This window comes from Amycolatopsis sp. NPDC003676 (assembly GCF_053587275.1).
Genome location: NZ_JBSFNS010000010.1, coordinates 1 through 21,836, shown reverse-complemented (window position 1 = coordinate 21,836; position 21,836 = coordinate 1). Strand labels below are relative to the sequence as shown.

Sequence of the window (21,836 nt, the reverse complement as noted above, 5' to 3'; positions counted from 1 at the left end):
GTCACCAGCCGCCGTCGGCGCGCCGCACGGGGTTCGCCGTGCGCGCGGTCGACCGGCGCGCCAGGTCGATCTCCGCACGGGTCTTCTGCGGCGGGATCGTCAGCTCCCTGAACTGCGGGAACGGCACGCTGTCGATGTCTTCGCGCCATGCTTGGAACATCCGGCACAGCAGATCGGACTCGGACATTTCGTCCTCTTTCCGGGTCCGGGGGCGCCGGCGGCGCCCACGCATAGCCTGATGGGTACCCGATCGGGGAGAGAACGAAACGGCTTCGGAACGAAATTCTCCGGGGGACTACGCTCGGAGGCGTGTCTCGTGTGGTGATCCTCGATTACGGTTCCGGAAACCTCCGCTCCGCCGAGCGCGCCGTCGAGCGCGCGGGCGCCGAGGTGGAGGTCACCGCGGACCCGCACGCCGCGCTCGAAGCCGACGGCCTCGTGGTGCCCGGCGTCGGCGCGTTCTCCGCGTGCATGAGCGGGCTGCTGGGCGTGCACGGGCACCGGATCATCGGCAAACGGCTGGCGGGCGGACGTCCGGTGCTGGGCATCTGCGTCGGCATGCAGATCTTGTTCTCGCGCGGCGTCGAGCACGGCGAGGAGACCGAGGGCACCGGCGAATGGCCGGGCACGGTCGAGCGCCTGCACGCCGACGTGCTCCCGCACATGGGCTGGAACACCGTCCGCGCGCCCGCCGATTCGCAGTTGTTCGCCGGGATCGACCCGGAGGAACGGTTCTATTTCGTGCACTCCTACGCCGCGCGGAAGTGGGAGCTGGACTCCGGCCTCGCCGGCCAGCAGCCGAAGGTGACCTGGGCGAACCACGGCGAGGATTTCGTCGCCGCGGTGGAGAACGGCCCGCTGTGGGCGACCCAGTTCCACCCGGAGAAGTCCGGCGACGCGGGGGCGCAGCTGCTGCGCAACTGGCTGGGCACGCTGGCGTAAGCGGGCAAGAACTCTGCTGCGGCAGGAGGATGTGCCGCTGCTCACGTTGTCGGCGCCTCATCCCCCGCCGTACCGCCTAGCTCGCCGGCGCCGTCGGGGCGAGCGGATATCCCCCGGACGGTGCGCCCGACCCCGCCGCATAGTCTGTGCGCGTGACTTTCACGCTCCTTCCCGCAGTTGATGTTGCCGACGGCCAGGCGGTCCGACTCGTCCAGGGCGAGGCGGGCACCGAAACTTCCTACGGCAGCCCGCTCGAAGCGGCCCTGCAGTGGCAGCGCGACGGTGCCGAGTGGATCCATCTGGTGGACCTCGACGCGGCGTTCGGCAAGGGCAGCAACCGCGAGCTGCTCGCCGACGTCGTCAAGCGGCTCGACGTGCAGGTGGAGCTCTCCGGCGGCATCCGCGACGACGCGTCGCTCGAGGCGGCGCTCGCCACCGGCGCGCGCCGGGTCAACCTCGGCACCGCGGCGCTCGAGGACCCGGACTGGACGGCGAAGGTCGTCTCCGAATACGGCGACCGCGTCGCGATCGGGCTCGACGTGCGGATCACCGAGGCCGGGCACCGGCTGTCCGCGCGCGGCTGGACGTCCGACGGCGGCGACCTCTGGGAGGTCCTGGAGCGGCTCGACCGCGACGGGGCCAGCCGGTACGTCGTCACCGACGTGAGCAAGGACGGCACGCTGCGGGGCCCGAACCTGGAGCTGCTGCGCGAGGTCACCGCCCGCACCGACGCGCCGGTCATCGCCTCCGGCGGAGTGTCCAGTGTGGACGATCTGCGCGCGCTGGCCGGGCTGGCGTCCGACGGTGTCGAAGGCTCCATCGTCGGGAAGGCGCTGTACGCGGGCGCTTTCACCCTGCCGGAGGCTCTCGCCGCCGTTCGCTGACGGCGGGAGTTGGTGCCGGGCAACGGAAATCACGCTGCCCGGTCGAGCGCGAGCTGTCCGGCAGGCTGCATCCGGCCTTCCTTCCGGAGCAGCTCGGCTCGGGCGAGATTTCGTGCTGACCAAGGGCTTTTCGGCCGTCGCGGCGTGTACCGCTGGGTGTAGGTGGACCCGTCGCGGCGGCGGGTCAGGCCGTCGATCCAGCCGTAGCAGAGCGCTTCTTGCAGCGCCTGCTCGTAGGTGAGGCCGGGCGTGCCCTTCTTCGCCAGCACCACCCAGACCTCGGCGGCCGAATCATGGTGCTCGGCCAGCCAGTCCCGCCACGACGCGGCGTCGCTGAAGATCATCATGCCCGCACCAGCGTTTCCCGGACCGACACGTAGTGCGGGTTGTACATCAGGCCGAGGACGTTGCCCCACGGGTCGATCACCGACGCGGTGATGAACCCGGTGCCGCGGTCGCGCGGGGCGTCGTGGACCTTCGCGCCCATCGCGACGACGCGCTCCAGCGTCGCCGGGACGTCCTCGACGTGCCAGAAGACGACCGCGCCCGCGGGCTGCCCGACAGTGGCGAGGTCGGCGGTCCGGGAGAGTTCGCTGGTGGCGTACGAGCTGTGCACGATGCCGAATTCGTGCTGGTAATCGCCGATGCGCCACTCCATGTACGCGGGGGTGTCCATGTACGGCGCGACGCCAAGAAGGTCGGTGTACCAGCGCTTCGCCGCCTCGAAGTCGGGGGAGTAGAAGGTGACGGTGCTGAGTCCTCGAAGCATGTCGGGTTCCTTGTCTGCTCGGTTGTGGGACTAGCTTCTCCTCCAAAGTGCTCATCTTCTGAGCACTTTTAGGGAGAGAATCAAAAACATGCGCGCTGACCGTCTTGTCGCTGCCGTCCTGCTGCTTCAGGCCCGCGGCCGGGTGACCGCTGCCGAGCTGGCGGAGGACCTGGAGATCTCCGTGGCGACCGCCCGCCGCGACCTGGAAGCGTTGTCGGCGGCCGGGATCCCGGTCTACCCGCAGCCCGGACGCGGCGGCGGATGGTCGCTCGTCGGCGGAGCGCGCACCGATCTCAGCGGGCTGACCGCGGCCGAGTCGCAGGCGTTGTTCCTGATGCTGGGCCCGGCGGCGTCCGGCGGTCCGGAATTGTCGTCCGCGTTGCGTAAGCTGGTCCGTGCGCTGCCCGCCACGTTCCGAGCCGATGCCGAAGCCGCCGCGCGAGCCGTCGTGTCCGATCCGGCGGGGTGGGGCGAGCGGGATCGCGAGCCGCCCGCGCTCGTCCAGTCGCTGCAGCAGGCGGTGGTGCAACGGCGCAAGGTGCGGTTCGACTACAGCGGCAAAGGGCGGTTAGTCGATCCGTACGGCCTCGCCGACAAGGACGGGGTTTGGTACCTCATCGCCGGAACCGTTGCGGGACAACGAACTTTCCGCGTCGACCGGATCTCGGCGGCGGAAACCACGGACCTGCCCTCGCAGCTGCCGGACGACTTCGATCTCCGGGAACAGTGGGCTCAGGTCGTGGAGGAGATGGAGCAGCGGCGCTCCCTCGTGTCCGCGACGGTGCTGATCGACGCGCGGTACCTGTCCGTGCTGCGATCGCATTTCGGGCGGCATTGCGAGGTGATCGGGGAGCAGGACGGCCGGGTTGAGGTGACGGTGGCGGCGCACTGGGCGCGCTCTATCGCAGAGCAGCTGGCGGGCTGGGGAGACATGGTCGAGGTGGTGGAACCGGAGTCGGTCCGTGCCGAACTCGCCCGCATCGGACGGGAGCTGTCAGCCCGATACGGCAGCTGAACGATTACCCGCGAGGTAATCGACTCCATGCACCGGGGTGGACAGGATTGGTTGGCAGGCAACGAAATCGACCCGAGGAGCCGGACATGACCGCCTACGCCATCGCCCACCTGCGCCAGCCCGGAACCGTGGACGCCGAGGTCTACGAATACATGGAGCTGATCCAGGCGACGCTCGACCCGTTCGAGGGCCGGTTTCTGGTCCACGGTGGACAGACCCGAGTGCTGGAAGGCGCCTGGCCGGGCGCGACCGTCGTGCTCGAATTCCCGGATTTCGCCGCTGCCGAGGAGTGGTACGCATCGGCGGACTACCGCAAGATCCTCCACCTGCGCACCGACCACCTGGTGGGCGACGTGATCCTGGTCGAAGGCTGCGGCCCGGACCACGACTCGGCCGCCATGGGCGCCCGGCTCCGCGAGGCGGCCCTTTGACTTACTCGGCGAGTTTGATCGCGATCCCGATCGTGCGTTCGGGCCCGCCGCGGAGGCGGCTGAAGAACATGGTCACGCGTCCGACGATGCCGTAGTCGCGGGCGATGACGCCGCGGATGCGGTCGCTGTCGGCGGCGTCGAGGAGCCGGGCGGTCCCGTTCACTTCGGCGCCGTGCACTCGGCGGCCGCGGACGTCGCAGGCCTGCAGCCGAACCTCGCTGTTGTTGCGGATCCGTTTGACCTTGCCCGCAGTGCGTTCGGAGAACAACACCAGCTCGTCACCGTCGCGGGAAGCCCACACCGGGGTCGGCACCGCGCGGCCGTCGCGGCGGAAAGTGGTCAGCACGACGTACTTCTCGGCGCCGAGACGCTCCAGTTCGGACATAGCTCCACGGTAGACGGCGTCACAGTCCTTGGCAGCGGTCGACCGGCTGCTGCCCGCCGGGCGTCGTCGGCACGGCGACCGATGTGCCGTGGTCGGCGACCTTGTGCATCACCACGTGGGTCGCCTCCACGTAGCCCCAGGTGAACAGGACGACCAGAGCCGCAGAAATGCCGAGAGCCGCCTTTCGCACGCCAAGGCGTCCGAGGAGCGCCGAGATTCCGGCTCCGGCGAGCAGGAACAGCACGAGCGAACTGACCTGCCACAGCGTCACGCCCAAGCCCGACCACGGCACGAGATTCCGCAACCGGCAGGTCAGCTGCTCGCCCGCGGTCAGCTGGGCGAGGTAGTTGGCACCAACGCACCAGGCCACCAGAACGGCGATGATCGCGGCGCCGATCCCGACCGCGGTCGCTATCCGCGCGAACGCGCTCCGAGACTCCCCCAAGTCGGACATAGCCTCACGGTAGCGGTCAGCGGGTGCCGAGCCAGGCGTAATCCGGTGCCGAATCGAGCACGATCCCGTCCGCCACCGCGACGAGCTGTTCGCGCGGCAACCGGCCGGAAGCGGTCAGCCACCGTCCGGATGACAGCCGCACGGTGACCTGCGCGTCGGCCGGTCCGGAGGCGGGCACGTAAGCCCCGGACAGGCCGCGCACCCGCACCGGCCCGGATCCGCCGAGCGCGGGGGAGCCGCCGCCGATCGTCACGCGCACCTTGCCTGCCGGACCGCTGGCGTCGAGCACGGTTGTAGCGTTGTCCGAGTCGCTGCCGCGCACCGTCGTGGCTTCTTCGCGCATTCCCGCGGGCAGCGGTCCGAACCGCGCCTCGCCGCGGACCAGCACGGGTTCCTGGGTTACCGAATCGGCCACTTGCTCAGCCACCGTGCGCGCGTCCGGGACGCCTTCGACCTTGGCGGTCAGCACGTGCCGGTCGTCCGGCATCCAGGTCAGCGTGGCGATCGTGTCGTTCGGGCCGGTCACCATGGCGACCCGTCCGTGCACCACGACCTGGTCCTTCAACGCCGAGATGCGCAGCGCGGTCTGCGCCCATTCCGGATCGGCCGTGGAGTGCGCCGCGACCTCGACCCGGCTCGCTCCGGACTGCCACTGCCGCACCTGGGCGGTGTTCCCGGGCCCGCCCGAGCGGTACTGCTCGGTGAAGCCGTCCGGCAGCCAGCCCGGCGTGTACGCGAGCACCGGGCGTCCAGCGGCGGGCGTGAGTTGTGCGGGCGCGTCGGTGACCGTGTTGACCACCAACGGCACCCCGGCTGCGACCGCGATCACCGCGGCGGCCGCGGCGGCGAGCGCGAGGCGAGGACGGCGCCGGTGCTGGCGTTGCCGGGCCTGCGCGAGCGCGTTGAGGACCTCATTGCCGTCCGGTGCCTGCTCCGCGAGCCGTTCGAGGCTGTCGCGCACCAGCGTCTCGGTCTCGTTCGACGGGGTCATTCTCCTGCTCCGGTGGTGAGGACGGGCGGCAACGAGGGCATTCCGGCGCGCAACGTCGCCAGCGCGCGCGAGATTTGGCTGCGCACGGTCGAGACGCCGCAGCGGAGGAAGTCCGCGATTTCGGCGTCGGTGTAGTTCTCGTAGTAGCGGAGCACGACCGCGGCGCGCTGTTTCCGCGGCAGCGTGGCCAGCAAGGCGAGCATTTCGTCGCGTTCGTCGTAGGCGGTGCTGGGATCGGCGGTCGGCGGCCCCAGCGAATCGAGCACCGAATGGTTCGACGGGACCACGCGGCGGGCGGCGCGGCGGCGCCACGAGAGGTACTCGTTGGTGATCATCCGGCGGACGTAGGTGGGCGGCGAATCGATCTTCGACCAGCGCTGCTGGGCGCGCAGGAGCACGTCCTGCACGATGTCCTGCGCCAGATGCGGGTCGTCGGCGAGGACGGTCGCGTAGCGCAGCAGCCCGTCGAGGCGTTCCGCCACGAAATCGTCGAAACCGGTGGTCACGATCATGAGACGCGCGAGGGTGCGGTTTTGATGCATCGGATCCGAAAATTGGTGACGAAGCCGTCGCGGCGGGCTTGACCGAGCGGCCGACTAGGCTGGAGCGCATGGCTGTGGCGGTTCGGGTGATTCCCTGTCTCGACGTCGACGCGGGCCGGGTCGTGAAGGGCGTCAACTTCGCCGACCTGCGCGACGCGGGCGACCCGGTGGAGCTCGCGCGCCGGTACGACGCCGAAGGCGCGGACGAGCTGACCTTCCTCGACGTCACCGCGTCCTCCGGCGACCGCGAAACCACCTTCGACGTGGTCCGCCGCACCGCCGAGCAGGTCTTCATCCCGCTCACCGTCGGCGGCGGCGTGCGCTCCGCCGACGACGTCAACCGGCTCCTGCGCACCGGCGCGGACAAGGTCAGCATCAACACGGCCGCGATCGCGCGCCCGGAGCTGCTGCGCGAGGCGTCGCGCCGGTTCGGGGCACAGTGCGTCGTGCTGTCCGTCGACGCGCGGCGCGTGCCGGAAGGCAGCGAACCGACAGCGTCCGGCTTCGAGGTCACCACGCACGGCGGTCGCCGAGGCACCGGAATCGACGCGGTGGAGTGGGCCGCGCGCGGCGAGGAACTCGGCGTGGGCGAAATCCTGCTCAACTCGATGGACGCGGACGGCACCAAAACCGGCTTCGACCTCGAACTGATCGACCTGGTCCGCAAAGCGGTGCGGGTCCCGGTGATCGCCAGCGGCGGCGCGGGCGCGACCGAACATTTCCTGCCCGCCGTGGAAGCCGGCGCCGACGCGGTGCTGGCGGCGAGCGTATTCCACTTCGGACAGTTGACGATCGGCGACGTGAAGGGCGCGCTGCGCACCGGCGGGGTGGTCGTGCGATGAGCCTTTCCCCGGAACTTTCCGCCCGTCTGAAGTGGAACGCGGACGGCCTGATCGCCGCGGTCGTAGTGGACCACGCGACGTCGGACGTGCTGATGATGGCGTGGATGAACGACGACGCGCTCGACTCCACGCTCACCACGCGCCGCGGGACGTACTGGTCGCGCAGCCGGCAGGAACTGTGGGTGAAGGGCGAGACCTCGGGCCACGTCCAGCACGTGCGAGAGGTCCGCGTCGACTGCGACGGCGACACGGTGCTGCTGCGGGTGGACCAGACCGGCCCGGCCTGCCACACCGGGACGCACACCTGTTTCGACACTGAGGAACGGTTGCTGCTCGCCGACGAGAGCGCGTGATGACCGTCGTCGCGAACGTGCTGATCGGGCTCGTCGCCCTGATCCACCTGTACATCGTCGTGCTGGAGATGGCCCTGTGGACCACGCCGCGGGCGCGCGCGGCGTTCGGAACCACTGAGGAATTCGCCCGGGAGAGCAAGACGCTGGCGGCGAACCAGGGGCTGTACAATGGGTTCCTCGCCGCCGCCCTGATCTGGGGCCTGATCGCGGCCGACCCGGCGGGCTTCCAGTTGAAGCTGTACGGGCTGGCGTGCGTGATCGTGGCCGGTCTATACGGCGCCGCGACGTCGTCGAAGCGGATCCTGCTGGTGCAGGTGCTGCCCGGCGGGCTCGCGCTGGTCTTCCTGCTGTTGTCGCGCTAGTCGATGTCGCCGGTCAGGTAGCGCTGCAAAGTCGGCGCCACCGCGGTGATCAGCGTGTCCACGTCCGCCTCCACCATCGGCGGGAACCGGGCCACGTACCGGATCAGCCCCATCCCCACCATCTGCGAAGCGCACAACGACACCCGCAACTCCCGCCGGTCGACGCTGAGTTCGGTCAGCAGTCCGGTGAAAAACTGCGAGAAGAACTCGCGCAGCACGGTGCTCGCCGCGTCGTGGCTGGCGATGCTGCGGATCAGCGCCTGGAACGTGCCGCCGCCGACGCCGTCCCAGCGGGTCAGGAACGTGTGCACGATCCGGGAGCCCAGTTCGTCGACCGGGCCGTCGCGCAGGATCGCGATGAGTTCCGCCGGTTCGAACGGCAGTTTCAGCACCGCCTGCGCGAACAGGCCCTCCTTGCCGCCGAACCAGTGGTTGACCATGGCCGCGTCGACTCCGGCGCGGGCGGCGATCGAGCGGACCGTCGCGCGTTCGTAGCCGTTCTCGGCGAACACCGTGCGGGCGGCTTCCAGCAGGACCGCGCGGGTGTCCTGACCAGCGGGGCGGCGGCCGCGGCGGCGCGCGGTAGTGTCTTCGGTGTTCACCGGTCCATCTTGACCGGTCGCCGCCCCGAATTCAACAGTCATTGAATTGAGAGCCCGCCGACCGGCGGACGCGGCCGTAGCGGCACAATGAGACGCATGGTCAGCTCAGCAGCCACGTCCACGGCCGGGCCCGGCCCGGTCAGCCCGTCCCGCGCCGAGTTCCGCGCGCTGGCCGAGAGCCGCCGCGTGATCCCCGTGGTGCGCCGGGTGCTCGCCGACGGCGAGACCCCGCTGGGGATTTACCGCAAGCTCGCCGCCGACCGGCCCGGCACGTTCCTCTTCGAATCGGCCGAGAACGGGAAGTCGTGGTCGCGCTGGTCGTTCGTCGGCGTGCGCAGCCCGGCCGCGCTGACCGTCCGAGACGGCAAGGCGGTCTGGACCGGCACCCCGCCGGACAACCTGCCCGCCGAGGGCGACCCGTTGCAGGTGCTGCGCGCGACCGTCGAGGCGCTGCACACCGAACCGCTGCCCGGCCTGCCCCCGCTGACCGGCGGAATGGTCGGCTACCTCGGCTACGATTCCGTGCGATGGCTGGAAAAGCTGCCCGAGCTGGCCGAACGGGACCTCGACATCCCCGAGCTGACCATGCTGCTCGCCACCGACCTCGCCGCGTTCGACCACCACGAGGGCACCGTCACGCTGATCGCCAACGCGGTCAACTGGGACGACTCGGCCGAGCGCGTGGACGCCGCGTACGACGACGCGCTGGCCCGGCTGTCCGCGATGACCGAGCAGCTGCGGGTCCCCGCGCCGCCGACGGTCGCGACGTTCGACCGCCCGGTGCCGGAGTTCCGCCGCCACCGCGCCAAAGAAGACTTCCACGCGGCCGTCGACAAAGCGGTCGAGGCGATCAAGGCCGGCGAAGCGTTCCAGGTCGTGCCGTCGCAACGGTTCGAGATCGAGACCGGGGCCGACGCGCTCGACGTGTACCGCGTGCTCCGCACTTCCAACCCGAGCCCGTACATGTACCTGCTGCGGCTGGAGGGCTTCGACATCGTCGGCTCCAGCCCGGAATCGCTGGTGACCGTCCGCGACGGCCGCGCCACCACGCATCCCATCGCGGGCACCCGCTGGCGGGGCGCGGACCCGGAGGAGGACGCGCAGCTCGCCAAGGACCTGCTCGCGGACGAGAAGGAACGCGCCGAGCACCTGATGCTCGTCGACCTCGGCCGCAACGACCTCGGCAAGGTCTGCAAACCGGGCACCGTGCACGTGGTCGACTTCTTCCAGATCGAGCGCTACAGCCACGTCATGCACATCGTCTCCACGGTGACCGGCGAGCTGAAGGACGACGCCACGGCGTTCGACGCGGTCACCGCCTGCTTCCCGGCGGGCACGCTGTCCGGCGCGCCGAAGGTGCGGGCGATGCAGCTGATCGAGGAGCTGGAACCGGTGCGCCGGGCGCTGTACGGCGGCGTGGTCGGCTACCTGGATTTCGCGGGCGACGCGGACACGGCGATCGCCATCCGCACCGCGCTGATGCTCGACGGGACCGCTTACGTCCAGGCGGGCGGCGGCGTGGTCGCGGATTCGGTCCCGGACTACGAGGACACCGAATCGCTCAACAAGGCCCGCACCGTGCTGTCCGCGATCGCCGCGGCGGGCACGATGATCCCGGCGGGCGAGCTGGATCCGGCCGAGGACGCGGCCGGTGTCTGAGCGGTCCGAGGAGGCGGAACCACGGCGCGGCGGCGCCGAGGCGCGAGAGGACGCGGTCCGTCCGGCGGATGTCGGTGAAAAATCGCCTGCCGCGGGGAAAACCGCTGCAGAGGAGCCCTCGGAGAGCGGGAAATCGCCGACGACACCCGAACCCGCCGCCGCCGCTTCGGCGCGCCGTCCACTGTGGACGATCATCCTCGCCCTCCTGCTCGGCGCACTGGCCCTCTGGGGGGCGTCCCGGATGGTGTGGTTCGCCGAATTCCGCGACGAGGGAGTGCGCGGCACCGTCCTGTACACCGAACCCGGCGAACAGCGCTCCACCGCGCTCGTGCCGCTCGCGATCCTCGCGCTCGCGGGCGTCGCCGGGGCCATCGCCACCGGCGGCTGGCTGCGCCGCGTGCTCGGGATCGTGCTGGTGCTCGCCGGTGCGGCGGGCGTCTGGAGCGGCGTCGACGGGATCCAGTTCGGCGGGTTCGCGCCCGGGCTGCCCGGCACGGAAATCGTGTTCGGCCACCTGATCGCGGCGCTGGGCGGAATTCTTGTCGCACTCGGCGGGTTGGCAGCGATCAAGTGGGCGGGAGCCGCGCGCAAGCTCGGGGCCCGTTACGCCGCACCGGGAGCCAAGGCGGCGCGGAAGGATCCGGACACCGAGCTGTGGGAGGCGCTGTCGGAGGGCGACGACCCGACCGACGGCGGGGATCCGCGGCGCTGAGCAACCCGGAACCGGCCGGTCATGGAGCGGGGGTTAGCATCGTTTCGGCGGGAAGGGGAAGGTTTTTGTGAGCGAGCTTGCGAGTGGACCCAGGAGTGCGGCAGCGGGTAGGGGCGTCCGATGAGCGTGCTCGAAGACATCGTCGCCGGCGTGCGCGAGGATCTCGCGCAGCGGGAATCCGCGCTGCCGTTCGACGAACTGAAGGCCAGGGCGGCCAAGGCCGCCCCGCCGCGTGACGTGATGGCGGCGCTGCGCGAATCCGGCATCGGCGTCATCGCCGAGGTGAAGCGGCGCAGCCCGTCCAAGGGCGAGCTGGCCACGATTCCCGACCCGGCCGCGCTGGCCCGCGACTACGAGGACGCCGGCGCGCGCGTGATCAGCGTGCTCACCGAGCAGCGCCGCTTCGGCGGATCGCTCGCCGACCTCGACGCGGTGCGCGCCGCGGTCGACATTCCCGTGCTGCGCAAGGACTTCGTCGTCAGCCCGTACCAGGTGCACGAGGCCCGGCTGCACGGCGCGGACATGGTGCTGCTGATCGTCGCCGCGCTGGAGCAGAACGCGCTCGCCGCGCTGCTCGACCGCGTCGAATCGCTCGGCATGACCGCGCTCGTGGAGATCCACAACGCCGAAGAGGCCGACCGCGCGCTCGAAGCGGGCGCGAAGGTCATCGGCGTCAACGCGCGCAACCTGCACACCCTCGAAGTGGACCGCGACGTGTTCTCCCGCCTCGCGCCCGGCCTGCCGATGGACGTGTTCAAGGTCGCCGAGTCCGGCGTCCGCGGCCCGGGCGACCTGATGTCGTACGCCGGCCACGGCGCGGACGCGGTGCTCGTCGGCGAGGGCCTGGTGGCCTCCGGCGACCCGAAGGGCGCGGTCGTCAAGCTCGTCACCGCCGGTTCGCACCCCGCCTGCCCGAGGCCCTCGCGGTGACCGAACGCGGCAAGCACGACCCGGACGAACGCGGCTACTACGGTCCGTACGGCGGCCGGTTCATGCCGGAAGCGCTGATCGGCGTGGTCGACGAGGTCGCGGCGGAGTACGAGAAGGCCCGCCACGACCCCGAGTTCACCCATGAGCTGAACCGGCTGCTCACCGAGTACGCGGGCCGTCCGTCGCTGCTCACCGAGGCCAAGCGCTTCGGCGAGCACGCCGGCGGCGCGCGGGTGTTCCTCAAGCGCGAGGACCTCAACCACACCGGTTCGCACAAGATCAACAACGTGCTGGGTCAGGCGCTGCTCACCGTCCGGATGGGCAAGAAGCGCGTCATCGCGGAGACCGGCGCGGGCCAGCACGGCGTCGCCACGGCCACCGCGTGCGCGCTGCTCGGCCTCGACTGCGTCGTGTACATGGGCGAGGTCGACACCGAGCGCCAGTCGCTGAACGTCGCGCGGATGAAGCTGCTCGGTGCCGAGGTCGTGCCGGTGAAAACCGGGTCGCGCACGCTGAAGGACGCGATCAACGAGGCCCTGCGCGACTGGGTCACCAACGCCGAGGACACGCACTATCTCTTCGGCACCGCCGCCGGCCCGTACCCGTTCCCGATGATGGTGCGCAACTTCCACCACGTCATCGGCGAAGAGGCGCGGGCGCAGATCCTGGAGAAGGCGGGCCGGCTGCCGGACGTCGTCGCGGCGTGCGTCGGCGGCGGGTCCAACGCCATCGGCATCTTCTCCGGCTTCTACGACGACCCGTCGGTGCGGCTGGTCGGGCTGGAGCCGGGCGGCGAGGGCATCGAGGGCAACCGGCACGGCGCGACGCTCACCAAGGGCACTCCCGGCAACCTGCACGGCGCGATGTCGTACCTGCTGCAGGACGAGGACGGCCAGACGGTCGAATCGCATTCGATCTCCGCCGGGCTCGACTACCCGGGCGTCGGCCCGGAACACGCGTGGCTCAAGGACTCCGGCCGCGCCGAGTACCGCCCGGTCACCGACGCGGCCGCGATGGACGCCTTCCGGCTGCTGTCGCGCACCGAGGGCATCATCCCGGCGATCGAATCGGCGCACGCGCTGGCCGGGGCCCTGGAACTGGGCCGCGAGCTGGGCCCGGACGGGCTGATCGTGGTCAACCTTTCCGGCCGGGGCGACAAGGACATGGACACCGCGGCCCAGTGGTTCGGGCTCGTGGACGGGGAGGACAAGTGAGCGGCCTCGACGAGCTGTTCGCGGCGACGCGGGCGGAACACCGGGCCGCGCTGGTCGGCTACCTGCCCGCCGGATTCCCGTCGGTGGACGGCTCGAAGGACCTGCTGGCCGCCACCATCGACGGCGGAGCGGACCTGGTCGAGGTCGGCGTCCCGTACTCCGACCCGGTCATGGACGGCCCCACCATCCAGGCGGCCGCCGAGGCGGCGCTGGCCAGCGGTTTCCGGCTGAAGCAGCTGTTCGAGGTTGTGGAATCGGTGTCGGCGCGCGGCGGTCGCGCGGTGGTGATGACGTACTGGAACCCGGTGCACCGCTACGGGGTCGACGCGTTCGCGCGCGACCTGGATTCGGCTGGTGGCCTGGGCCTGATCACGCCGGACCTGATCCCGGACGAGGCCGACGAGTGGATGGCCGCGTCCGCCGAGCACGGCTTGGACCGGATCTTCCTGGTCGCGCCGTCGTCGTCGGAGGAACGCCTGGCGAAGACCACGGCGGCCTCGTCGGGCTTCGTGTACGCGACCGCGGTGATGGGCGTGACCGGCGCCCGCGACGCGGTGGGTGTGCACGCGGAGGACCTGGTGCGGCGGACTCGGGAACACACGGAGCTGCCGATCGGGGTGGGCCTCGGGGTCCGTTCGCGGGAGCAGGCCGCGCAGGTAGCCGGGTTCGCGGACGCGGTGATCGTCGGATCCGCGCTGGTCACGGCCGCGGCGGACGGTCCGGACGGGGTGGCGAAGCTGGCTTCGGAGCTGGCGAAGGGCGTGCGCGAGGCGGTTACTCCGGCCTGATCTCGGGTCGAGCACCGGAAACTGTCGGTGGTCGTTCGTACTCTCTCGGTATGCAGACCAACGACATCAACCCGGGTAAGGCTCCGGGGTTGGCGGAAGTACTCGCCCTGCCGAACGAACAGCTCCTCGGCAACCGGATCGAAGGAGTCGACGGGACCCTGGTGATGGGTCCGGCTCCGACAGCGCTGCACCAGCAGTGGCTCCAGCGATTGCAGCTCGCAATGGTGCCAGCCTTGCCGAAAGGCACTGCACTGCTCCCCGGCGTCGCGGTTCGCTGCGGTGAAAGCCGGCTGCTGATCCCGGATTTCGTAATCGTCACCTGCCCCGACGTGGCCACGACCTGGTATCCGGCGTCCGAGGTGCTGCTCGTCGCCGAGATCGAATCGCCGTCCACCAGGGTGCAGGACCGGATCTTCAAGAAAGCCCTCTACGCCGAAGCGCTCATCCCGTACTACCTGCTCGTCGACCCGGAGCAGGAAGCCGCCACCGTCTACGCGCTTTCCGAAGGCGAGTACCTGCCGCACGCGAAGAGCGAGGGCGGGGTGCTCACGCTGGCCGAACCGTTCCCCGCGCAGCTGGATCTGCGCGCCTGAGCGGCCGGTTGTACGCATCGTGTACGCCGTCCGCGCACAGTGCGGCGCATGGCTTTCGACATCGGACAGGTTCCCCGGAGGACGTTCCTGCGCGGGGCGGCCGGCGTGAGCGCTGCCGCGGCGGCGGGGCTCGTGCTGCCCGGCCTCGCGCACGCCGCGGCGGCGCCGCGCATCTACAGCTGTGCGGAGTGGGGTGCGCGCCCGCCCGCGGATCCGCTCACCACGCTCGACCATCCGGCCAATCGCGTGCTCATCCACCACATCGACTGCCCTAACAGCACCGACTACTCGCTCGAGCACGCGTTCCAGGTCGCGCGCAACGACCAGGCCGACCACATCGACAACAACGGCTGGTCCGACACCGGCCAGCACTTCACGGTCTCCCGCGGCGGCTACCGGCTCGAAGGCCGCCACGGCAGCCTGGACGCGTTGCGCAGCGGCAAAAAGATCGTCCGCGCGGCGCATTGCCCCGGTCAGAACGACAACGCGATCGGCATCGAGAACGAGGGCACCCACATGCAGGTCGCCCCGCCGAAGGCGCAGTTCGATTCGCTGGTGGTGTTCGTGGCGTACGTGTGCCGCCAGTACGGCATCCCGGTCAAGGAAATCAAGGGACACCGCGACTTCTACAACACCGACTGCCCGGGCGACAAGCTGTACGCGATGCTGCCCGAATTGCAGTCTCGGGTGGCGGCCTTGCTTCGGTGAACCGGGTCAGTGCAGGAATCGCAGCACCTGGCACAGCTCCGCCGGTTCCAGCGACCCCAGCTCGGCCACTTCAGCACGGCGCACGTCCGCCAACGTCGTGGCCAGCTGGGGGCCGAACGCGTCCGGCAGCACATCGTCCGCCTCGAACGCGGCGATCGCCTCCGACAGCGATTGCGGCAGCCGCGCGACTCCAGCCGCCGCAGCGTCTTCGGGGGAGAGCGACCCCGGGTCCACGCTGACCGGTTCCGGCAAGCTCGCCGCAGCGTCGATGCCTGCTTGCCCGGCGAAAAGCAGTCCCGCCACCACCAGATACGGGTTCGCGGTGAGGTCGAAGCACTTCACCTCCAGGTTCGCCGCCGTGTCGCGCTGTCCGGTCGCGCCGCGGATCAGGCGTAGCGGTGCTTCGCGGTTTTCCAGCCCCCACGCGGTAAACACGCCTGCCCAATGGTGCGGTTCCAGCCGCAGATAGCTGACCACCGACGGCGCGCCGACCGCCAGCAGCGCGGGCAGCCGGCGGAAAATGCCCGCACCGAAGGATTCCGCGGTCTCCGTCAGCCCGAACGCTCCGGTTCCGTTCGCGCACAGATTCCGTTCGCCGTCCCAGAGGCTCAGGTGCACGTGTCCGCCATTGCCGACGCCGCCGGGCTCGAACTTCGGCGTGAACGACGCGCGCAGGCCGTGTGCGGCGGTCACTGTCCGCACGGTTTCCCTTGTCAGTACGGCTAAATCGGCCGCACGTACTGGATCTGCCGCAGTGATCGACAACTCGAACTGACCCGCCGCGTACTCCGGGTGAATCTGCTCCGCCTTCACGCCACATTTGTCCAAAGTGGACACAATCGCGCGGAGATACCCGTGGTTCGCGCTCAGCCGGGAGTAGCCGTAGGCCGGGCCGGGCAGCGGGATGCCGTCCGCGTCGGTCGTGATCCACTCCAGTTCGAAGGCCATCCGCGCGGACAGGCCGCGGTCGGCGAGCTGTGCCGCGGCGGCCGCGGCGAGGCCCCGGGTGTCCTGCGGATGCTGGTGCCCGTCCTGGTCGTACCGCCACGCCGGGGCCCACGCCCAGCCGGGCTGGGCGGCGAGGACGGTGAGCGCGTCGAGGTCGGGATGCAGCCGCAGGTCGCCGACTGGGCCGAGGGAATGCTCGCCGTCAGCGATGCTGTCCGTGCCGAGGAAGAAATCGAACGAGTTCGACGCGCCGACTCCCCACGCCGCGACCGTCGCCAGCCTCGCTACCGGAACCGCTTTGACCCGCGAAATCCCGGAGTTGTCCACGAAACTCAGCGCGACGAGCTCGACGCCCGCCTGCTCCATCCGACCGGCTGCCGCCGCGCCGAGTTCAGCGAGCCGGTCGCGGTCGAGCCCGGCGGAAGACGAGAAGGGGGACGACAAGGTTTGCTCCTTCAACGCTGGAGGGGAGGTGCGGCCGGTCGAGGTGAGGGGGTGCCTTGGCGGGCAGCCGGTCGCGGTCGAGTTGGCGGGAACGGGCGGGCGAGGGTTTCCGCGGTAGCTGCTCCTGGTCGAGCGTGGCGGGAAACGAGGCGCTCCTTCCGTGCCGCACGAGAGAGTTCAGCCGGTCGGCGCTCGCTCTCCGCACCGCTCGGAAGGTTCACTGTGTACTCCTCGGGAAAGGAGCGCATCCGTGTCCGGAGACCGTCCCGAATTGCGGCGCACCCTGTCGGTCTGGCAGGCCGTCGGGCTGTCCGTCGCGCTCATGGCACCCAGCATGGCCGCGAACATCAATCCACAGCAAACAGCGACGGCCGCCGGACGCGCGGTTCCGCTGGCGTTCCTGCTCTCGGCCGCGGGGGTGCTGCTGGTCGCGTACGGTTTCGTCCAGCTCTGCCGCCACTATCAGCACGCGGGATCGGTCTACGCGTTCGTCGGCGCGACCCTCGGTCCGCGCGCGGGCGTCGTGTCCGGAATCGGGCTGCTCGGCACCTACACCTTCTACGCCGTGGTCACCAGTTCCGCCGCGGGTGTGCTGGGCACGGCGTTCCTGACGCAGGTCGGGATCTGGCCGCATCCGCCGTCGTGGGGGCCGTTCGTGCTGACCGCCGTCGCGCTGATCGGCAGCTGGCTGCTCGCGGTCGCCCCGGCTCGTCGCGGCACCAGCACGTTGCTCGCCGTCGAAGGCGCGACCATCGCGCTCATCCTGCTGGTCACCGTGGTCATCCTGGTCCGGCTGATCGCCGGAGACGCTCCCAGCGGACGGTTCACGCTGCAGGTTTTCGTGCCGGACACCGGAGTTTCCGGCATTTTCCTCGGCGCGGTGTTCGGTTTCCTGTCGTTCGCCGGTTTCGAGGCCGCCGCGACGCTCGGCGAGGAGACCCGCGACCCGCGTCGCAACATCCCGCGCGCGATCCTCGGCACGGCCATCTTCGGCGGTGCCTACTTCGTGCTCGTGACCGCCGTCGAGATGATGGCCTTCGGCGGCGACGCCACGGCGTTCCACAATTCCCCGTCGCTGCTGGGCGATCTCGGCAGCCGCTTCGTCGGCCCGTGGGTCGGCGACGTCATCAGCGCGGGTGCCGCGATCAGCGCGTTCGGCTGCTGCCTCGCCTGCGTCGTCGGCGGCTCGCGGCTGCTGTTCGCCCTCGGCCGCGACGCGTTCGACGGACGCGGCATCGGCCGGATCTCCGCCAAGGGCACTCCCGCCGTCGCCGTGACTGTGGTCGCGCTCGCGGCGGCGCTGATCATCTTGGTGTGCGCGGTGTTCTTCGGTGCCACCGCGGACGACACCTTCGCCTGGGCCGGATCCATCGGCACCTTGATCCTGCTAGTCATCTACCTGCTCACCACACTCGGCGCGATCCTGCTGCTGTTCGTGCGACGGCGAATGCGCGTGCCGTGGTGGCATTTGGCGTTCCCGATCGGCGCGCTGGTTCTGCTCGGGTACACCGTGTACGTCAACGTGGTGCCGTATCCGACCGACGGTCCGGCGCGATGGTTCCCGGTCGTCGCGGGTGGCGTGCTCGTGCTGGCTGTCGTCGTGGTCGCCTCGGCGCCCGGATTCGCCCGTAGGGTGGGGGAGAGGCTCGCTGAAGGAGAGGCATGACCGGACTGCTCGATTTCGTCGCGGACCTGCCGTTGGTCGACCATCATTGCCACGGCGTCCGCACCGGCGGCGTCGACCGCGACGGGTTCGAGCGGATGCTGACTGAGGCGGACACCGTGTCGCCGCTGGGGACGTCGCTGTTCGATTCGCTGATCGGCCTGTCCGTGCGCGAACGCTGCGCGCCGATCCTCGACCTGCCGAAGCACGCCCCGGCCGACGACTACCTCGCCCGCCGAGCCGAACTGGGCGCGGCAGAGGTCAACCGGCGGTTCCTGCGCGGCACCGGCAGCACGGATTACTTGCTGGACGGCGGTTTCCTGCCCGAATCCCTCACAACGACGAAGGACTTCGCCGAACTGGCCGACGCCCGCGCGCACGACATCGTCCGGCTGGAACAGGTCGCCGAAGACGTCATCCGCACCACCAGCGCCGCCAGTTTCGCCGACGACTTCGCCGCCGAACTCGACCGCCGCACCACCACAGCGGTCGGCGTGAAGTCGATCGCGGCATACCGGGTCGGGCTGGAGCTGTCCGGCGAACGCCCGGCTCCCGCGGAAGTCGAAGCCGCCGCCGGACGCTGGCTGGCCCGGATCGAGGCGGGCGACCCGGTCCGGCTGGCCGACGAGGTCCTGCACCGCCACCTGATCTGGTCCGGAATCGACCGGCGGCTCCCGGTGCAATTCCACGTCGGCTACGGAGATTCCGACGTCGACCTCCACCGCTGCGATCCCTTGCGGCTCACCGGTTTGCTGCGCGCGACCCGCGACGCGGGCGTCCCGATCCTGCTGTTGCACAACTACCCGTTCCACCGCAACGCCGCCTACCTCGCGCAGGTCTTCGAGCACGTCTTCGTCGACGTCGGCCTCATCACGCACAACGCGGGCTTCCGCGCGCCCGCCATCCTGGCCGAGACGCTGGAGCTGGCGCCGTTCGGGAAACTGCTGTTCTCCACCGACGCGTTCGGCCTGGCCGAGCTGTATCACCTGGGCACCGCGCTGTTCCGGCAAGGACTGTCCGACTTCCTGCGCACCGCCCTCGCCGCGGACGCACTGTCCGAAGCGGACGCGATCCGGCTGGCCCGCCTCGCCGGGCACGAGAACGCGGCCAGGATCTACGGGCTGGAGCGGGCATGAACGACTTGGTCGAGGCTTGGCGCGCGGCGTTGGCCGAGGAGTTGCCCGCCGCGGTCGAGTTGCGGCACCGGATTCATGCCGATCCGCGTGCTTCCGGCGACGAGGATGACACCGCCCGGACAGTGGCCGCTGCGTTGGGCGAGGGGGAGCGAGTCGCGAAAACCGGGCGGCTCATCGAGATCTCCGCACCGCATCCGGGTCCGGCCGTAGCCCTGCGCGCCGAGTTGGACGCCTTGCCGGTAGTCGAGCGCACCGGCGTCGAATGGGCCGCGAAGACCGGCTTGATGCACGCCTGCGGCCACGACGTCCACCTCGCCGCCTTGACCGCGGTCTGCCGGGCAGCGCGGCGCGTCGAACTCCCGCGTCCGTTGTTCGCGATCCTGCAGCCGCGCGAGGAAACGTCCCCGTCGGGAGCGCTCGACCTGGTCGAATCGGGCATTCTGGAAGAGCGCGGCATCGACACGGTGATCGGCGCGCACGTCCAGCCGCGGCTGCCGTACGGCGTCGTCTCGGCGGCGCCCGGGCCGGTGAACGCGTCCACCGACGAGTTCGAGGTCGTGGTGCACGGCCAAGGCGGCCATGCCGGATATCCGCACCTGCTGCGCGACCCAGTGCTGGCGCTCAGCCAACTGGTGGTGAGCCTGCAGCAGGTCGCGAGCCGCCGGATCGACCCGATGCACGGGGCCGTCTGCACGATCGGCCGGTTAAGCGCGGGCACGGCGGCGAACGTCGTGCCGAATACGGCGTCGGCGTTCGGTTCGCTGAGGCTGATGCGCGCGAGCGACCGCGAACGCGCGCTGGAGGCGCTCGACGAGGTCGTGCACGCCACCGCACGCGCCTACGGCTGCACCGCTGACCTCCGGATCAGCCCGTGCGAGCCCGTCCTCGTCAACGACCCGGCGCTGGCCGCCGCCGCGCGGAGCTGGCTCGAAGACGGCGGCGCGGACGTCGACGTTGATTTCCGGTCTTTCGGCGCGGACGATTTCGCGCATTACTGCGGCGACGGCGTCCGCGGCCTGATGCTGTTCGTCGGCCTCGGCGAGACCGCGGGCGCGCCCAGCCTGCACGGCGAAACGTTCCTGCCCGAGGACGCCGCGGTCGGCCAGGTCGCGGACGCGCTGCTGGCCGGGTACCTCGCCGCGGCGTCCGACCCGCAGTACACAGTGTGACCCTGGACGGCCGTGACCGGGCTGTGACCGGGTCTTGACTAAGGGTTCCGCGGCTCCCGGACCACGACCGGAGCCCGACGCGCTACGGTGGCCGCGTGTACTCCGCAGCGTTCCTGGCCACGATCCCGAGCCCCGACCAAGGCGTCTGGCACCTGGGCCCGATCCCGATCCGGGCGTACGCGCTCTGCATCATCGCCGGCATCATCGTCGCGATCTGGTGGGGCGAGCGGCGCTGGGAGGCCCGCGGCGGCACGAAGGGCACCGTGCTCGACATGGCGGTGTTCGCAGTGCCGTTCGGCCTGGTCGGTGGTCGGCTCTACCACGTCATCACCGACCCCGAGCTGTACTTCACCGAGGGCAAGAACCCCTGGAACGCCTTCGCCATCTGGGACGGCGGCCTCGGCATCTGGGGCGCGGTCGCGCTCGGCGCGGTCGGCGCGCTGATCGCCTGCCGGCGCCGGGGGATCCCGCTGCCCGCGATGGCCGACGCGATCGCGCCCGGCATCATCGTCGCGCAGGCGATCGGGCGGCTCGGCAACTACTTCAACCAGGAGCTGTACGGCGGGCACACCGACCTGCCGTGGGGCCTGGAGATCTACCAGCGCTTCGACCCGGCCACCGGAGCCCCGGACGCCCTCGGCGGCGTCGCGACCGGGCACATCCCGCTGCCGGAAAGCCCGGTGCACCCGACGTTCCTGTACGAGCTGGTCTGGAACCTGCTCATCGCGCTGCTCGTGGTGTGGGCGGACCGCAAGTTCAAGCTCGGCCACGGCCGCGCGTTCGCGCTCTACGTCGCGGGCTACACCGTCGGCCGCTGCGGGACCGAACTGCTGCGCTCCGACCACGCCAACCACATCCTCGGCCTGCGGGTCAACGTGTGGGTGTCGATCCTGCTGTTCATCGGCGCGATGGCGTACTTCGTCCTCGCGGCCAAACGCGGCCCGCGCGAAGCCCCGGAGACGTTGCGCAGCAAGGGGGACGAGCGGGACGCCGCTGTCGAGTCCACTTCGGACGACGCGGCCGAGAAGCCGGAACCGGACGAGAAGGCTTCGGAGGACACTGTGGACGCCGGGTCTTCCTCCGCGCCGGGGGAGAACGGCAAGTCCGAGAAGTCTTAGGCGCAGAGCCGAAAAAGAGGTCCCCGCCCGGGTTGGGCGGGGACCTCTTTCGCGTGGCGGGCTGAGGTACGTGAGGGGAACCCTGAGGGAATCAGATTCCCTCAGGGCTCTTCTTCGGTGGTCGCCGCGGGCGGGTTCTGGACCCAGTTCGGCGACGTCCTCGGCCACCTGATCCTGCCGAC

Annotated in this window: 27 protein-coding genes; 18 read left to right on the top strand and 9 right to left on the bottom strand. The window is 70.4% G+C overall.

Going from position 1 to position 21,836, the window contains the following annotated elements; all coding sequences use genetic code 11:
* Position 1 precedes the first annotated feature (1 nt).
* Entirely contained in the window at positions 2-187 is a 186-nt protein-coding gene (locus ACWDNU_RS08645; RefSeq protein ID WP_370939174.1) for a hypothetical protein, read from the bottom strand.
* Positions 188-318: 131 nt separating this feature from the next.
* Here ACWDNU_RS08645 and hisH point away from each other — a divergent pair, with 131 nt between their 5' ends.
* The gene (gene hisH, locus ACWDNU_RS08640) at positions 319-942 is read left to right on the top strand and encodes an imidazole glycerol phosphate synthase subunit HisH (protein ID WP_370940527.1); all 624 of its coding nucleotides are present in this window, start codon (positions 319-321) and stop codon (positions 940-942) included.
* 152 nt (positions 943-1,094) lie between these two features.
* Positions 1,095-1,826 carry a bifunctional 1-(5-phosphoribosyl)-5-((5-phosphoribosylamino)methylideneamino)imidazole-4-carboxamide isomerase/phosphoribosylanthranilate isomerase PriA gene (priA, locus tag ACWDNU_RS08635; RefSeq protein WP_116202272.1) on the top strand — a complete coding sequence of 244 codons (732 nt, stop codon included), beginning with the start codon at positions 1,095-1,097 and terminating at the stop codon, positions 1,824-1,826.
* Between the two features lie 29 nt (positions 1,827-1,855).
* Here priA and ACWDNU_RS08630 read toward each other — a convergent pair whose 3' ends face one another.
* Both ACWDNU_RS08630 and ACWDNU_RS08625 read right to left on the bottom strand, forming a co-directional pair.
* The gene (locus ACWDNU_RS08630; RefSeq protein ID WP_449668329.1) at positions 1,856-2,173 is read right to left on the bottom strand and encodes a YdeI/OmpD-associated family protein; all 318 of its coding nucleotides are present in this window, start codon (positions 2,171-2,173) and stop codon (positions 1,856-1,858) included.
* Positions 2,170-2,595, bottom strand: a complete 426-nt coding sequence (locus tag ACWDNU_RS08625) for a VOC family protein (RefSeq protein WP_449668328.1) — start codon at positions 2,593-2,595, stop codon at positions 2,170-2,172. The genes ACWDNU_RS08630 and ACWDNU_RS08625 overlap by 4 nt, the downstream gene beginning before the upstream one ends.
* Positions 2,596-2,683: 88 nt before the next feature.
* Here ACWDNU_RS08625 and ACWDNU_RS08620 point away from each other — a divergent pair, with 88 nt between their 5' ends.
* Both ACWDNU_RS08620 and ACWDNU_RS08615 read left to right on the top strand, forming a co-directional pair.
* A complete protein-coding gene (locus ACWDNU_RS08620) occupies positions 2,684-3,610 on the top strand; it encodes a helix-turn-helix transcriptional regulator (RefSeq protein ID WP_449668327.1) in 927 nt (308 codons plus the stop codon).
* A gap of 86 nt (positions 3,611-3,696) precedes the next feature.
* Positions 3,697-4,041, top strand: a complete 345-nt coding sequence (locus ACWDNU_RS08615; RefSeq protein WP_370939169.1) for a DUF1330 domain-containing protein — start codon at positions 3,697-3,699, stop codon at positions 4,039-4,041.
* 1 nt (position 4,042) lies between these two features.
* Here the strand turns inward: ACWDNU_RS08615 and ACWDNU_RS08610 are convergent, their stop codons facing one another.
* The 4 genes from ACWDNU_RS08610 to ACWDNU_RS08595 are packed head-to-tail and all read right to left on the bottom strand — an operon-like array spanning position 4,043 to position 6,383.
* Entirely contained in the window at positions 4,043-4,426 is a 384-nt protein-coding gene (locus ACWDNU_RS08610; RefSeq protein ID WP_449668326.1) for a PPOX class F420-dependent oxidoreductase, read from the bottom strand.
* A 19-nt stretch (positions 4,427-4,445) separates the two neighbouring features.
* Positions 4,446-4,880 carry a hypothetical protein gene (locus tag ACWDNU_RS08605; RefSeq protein WP_449668325.1) on the bottom strand — a complete coding sequence of 145 codons (435 nt, stop codon included), beginning with the start codon at positions 4,878-4,880 and terminating at the stop codon, positions 4,446-4,448.
* Positions 4,881-4,896: 16 nt separating this feature from the next.
* On the bottom strand, positions 4,897-5,871 hold the full coding sequence (locus ACWDNU_RS08600) for a hypothetical protein (protein ID WP_449668324.1): 975 nt from the start codon (positions 5,869-5,871) through the stop codon (positions 4,897-4,899).
* Positions 5,868-6,383: a SigE family RNA polymerase sigma factor gene (locus ACWDNU_RS08595; protein WP_370939164.1), complete on the bottom strand. Its 516-nt coding sequence runs from the start codon at positions 6,381-6,383 to the stop codon at positions 5,868-5,870. Before ACWDNU_RS08595 ends, ACWDNU_RS08600 begins: the two co-directional genes overlap by 4 nt.
* Before the next feature lie 98 nt (positions 6,384-6,481).
* On the opposite strand from ACWDNU_RS08595, the gene hisF reads away from it, so the two are divergent.
* Genes hisF through ACWDNU_RS08580 form a run of 3 tightly spaced genes read left to right on the top strand, consistent with a single transcriptional unit; the run spans position 6,482 to position 7,970 of the window.
* Positions 6,482-7,255, top strand: coding sequence for an imidazole glycerol phosphate synthase subunit HisF (hisF, locus tag ACWDNU_RS08590; RefSeq protein ID WP_370939163.1), 774 nt, complete (start codon positions 6,482-6,484; stop codon positions 7,253-7,255).
* Positions 7,252-7,608 carry a phosphoribosyl-AMP cyclohydrolase gene (hisI, locus tag ACWDNU_RS08585; RefSeq protein WP_449668323.1) on the top strand — a complete coding sequence of 119 codons (357 nt, stop codon included), beginning with the start codon at positions 7,252-7,254 and terminating at the stop codon, positions 7,606-7,608. The genes hisF and hisI overlap by 4 nt, the downstream gene beginning before the upstream one ends.
* Complete coding sequence (locus ACWDNU_RS08580) at positions 7,608-7,970, top strand: DUF1304 domain-containing protein (protein WP_182896750.1); 363 nt, start codon at positions 7,608-7,610, stop codon at positions 7,968-7,970. The genes hisI and ACWDNU_RS08580 overlap by 1 nt, the downstream gene beginning before the upstream one ends.
* Here the strand turns inward: ACWDNU_RS08580 and ACWDNU_RS08575 are convergent.
* Entirely contained in the window at positions 7,967-8,614 is a 648-nt protein-coding gene (locus ACWDNU_RS08575) for a TetR/AcrR family transcriptional regulator (RefSeq protein ID WP_370939161.1), read from the bottom strand. The two genes, ACWDNU_RS08580 and ACWDNU_RS08575, sit on opposite strands and share 4 nt — an antisense overlap.
* 54 nt (positions 8,615-8,668) lie before the next feature.
* On the opposite strand from ACWDNU_RS08575, the gene ACWDNU_RS08570 reads away from it, so the two are divergent.
* The 7 genes from ACWDNU_RS08570 to ACWDNU_RS08540 all read left to right on the top strand — a co-directional run bounded on the left by ACWDNU_RS08570 (position 8,669) and on the right by ACWDNU_RS08540 (position 15,176).
* Entirely contained in the window at positions 8,669-10,231 is a 1,563-nt protein-coding gene (locus ACWDNU_RS08570; RefSeq protein ID WP_449668322.1) for an anthranilate synthase component I, read from the top strand.
* A 193-nt stretch (positions 10,232-10,424) separates the two neighbouring features.
* Positions 10,425-10,943, top strand: coding sequence for a Trp biosynthesis-associated membrane protein (locus tag ACWDNU_RS08565; protein ID WP_449668424.1), 519 nt, complete (start codon positions 10,425-10,427; stop codon positions 10,941-10,943).
* Positions 10,944-11,063: 120 nt separating this feature from the next.
* Entirely contained in the window at positions 11,064-11,873 is an 810-nt protein-coding gene (trpC, locus tag ACWDNU_RS08560) for an indole-3-glycerol phosphate synthase TrpC (protein ID WP_037369991.1), read from the top strand.
* On the top strand, positions 11,870-13,087 hold the full coding sequence (trpB, locus tag ACWDNU_RS08555; RefSeq protein ID WP_449668321.1) for a tryptophan synthase subunit beta: 1,218 nt from the start codon (positions 11,870-11,872) through the stop codon (positions 13,085-13,087). The genes trpC and trpB overlap by 4 nt, the downstream gene beginning before the upstream one ends.
* Positions 13,084-13,875: a tryptophan synthase subunit alpha gene (gene trpA / locus ACWDNU_RS08550; protein ID WP_449668320.1), complete on the top strand. Its 792-nt coding sequence runs from the start codon at positions 13,084-13,086 to the stop codon at positions 13,873-13,875. The genes trpB and trpA overlap by 4 nt, the downstream gene beginning before the upstream one ends.
* Positions 13,876-13,925: 50 nt before the next feature.
* Positions 13,926-14,468, top strand: coding sequence for a Uma2 family endonuclease (locus ACWDNU_RS08545; RefSeq protein WP_449668319.1), 543 nt, complete (start codon positions 13,926-13,928; stop codon positions 14,466-14,468).
* Between the two features lie 48 nt (positions 14,469-14,516).
* Positions 14,517-15,176 (top strand): peptidoglycan recognition protein family protein, encoded by a 660-nt coding sequence (locus tag ACWDNU_RS08540; RefSeq protein WP_449668318.1) that lies wholly within the window; start codon positions 14,517-14,519, stop codon positions 15,174-15,176.
* 6 nt (positions 15,177-15,182) lie between these two features.
* On the opposite strand, the gene ACWDNU_RS08535 is transcribed toward ACWDNU_RS08540, so the two are convergent.
* Positions 15,183-16,490: a glutamine synthetase gene (locus ACWDNU_RS08535; protein WP_449668423.1), complete on the bottom strand. Its 1,308-nt coding sequence runs from the start codon at positions 16,488-16,490 to the stop codon at positions 15,183-15,185.
* 328 nt (positions 16,491-16,818) lie between these two features.
* Here ACWDNU_RS08535 and ACWDNU_RS08530 point away from each other — a divergent pair, with 328 nt between their 5' ends.
* The 4 genes from ACWDNU_RS08530 to lgt all read left to right on the top strand — a co-directional run bounded on the left by ACWDNU_RS08530 (position 16,819) and on the right by lgt (position 21,654).
* Entirely contained in the window at positions 16,819-18,234 is a 1,416-nt protein-coding gene (locus ACWDNU_RS08530) for an APC family permease (protein WP_449668317.1), read from the top strand.
* Entirely contained in the window at positions 18,231-19,367 is a 1,137-nt protein-coding gene (locus ACWDNU_RS08525; RefSeq protein ID WP_449668316.1) for an amidohydrolase family protein, read from the top strand. Before ACWDNU_RS08530 ends, ACWDNU_RS08525 begins: the two co-directional genes overlap by 4 nt.
* Positions 19,364-20,536 (top strand): M20 metallopeptidase family protein, encoded by a 1,173-nt coding sequence (locus ACWDNU_RS08520; RefSeq protein WP_449668315.1) that lies wholly within the window; start codon positions 19,364-19,366, stop codon positions 20,534-20,536. Before ACWDNU_RS08525 ends, ACWDNU_RS08520 begins: the two co-directional genes overlap by 4 nt.
* 95 nt (positions 20,537-20,631) lie before the next feature.
* Positions 20,632-21,654, top strand: a complete 1,023-nt coding sequence (gene lgt, locus ACWDNU_RS08515; protein ID WP_449668314.1) for a prolipoprotein diacylglyceryl transferase — start codon at positions 20,632-20,634, stop codon at positions 21,652-21,654.
* Positions 21,655-21,836: the final 182 nt, after the last annotated feature.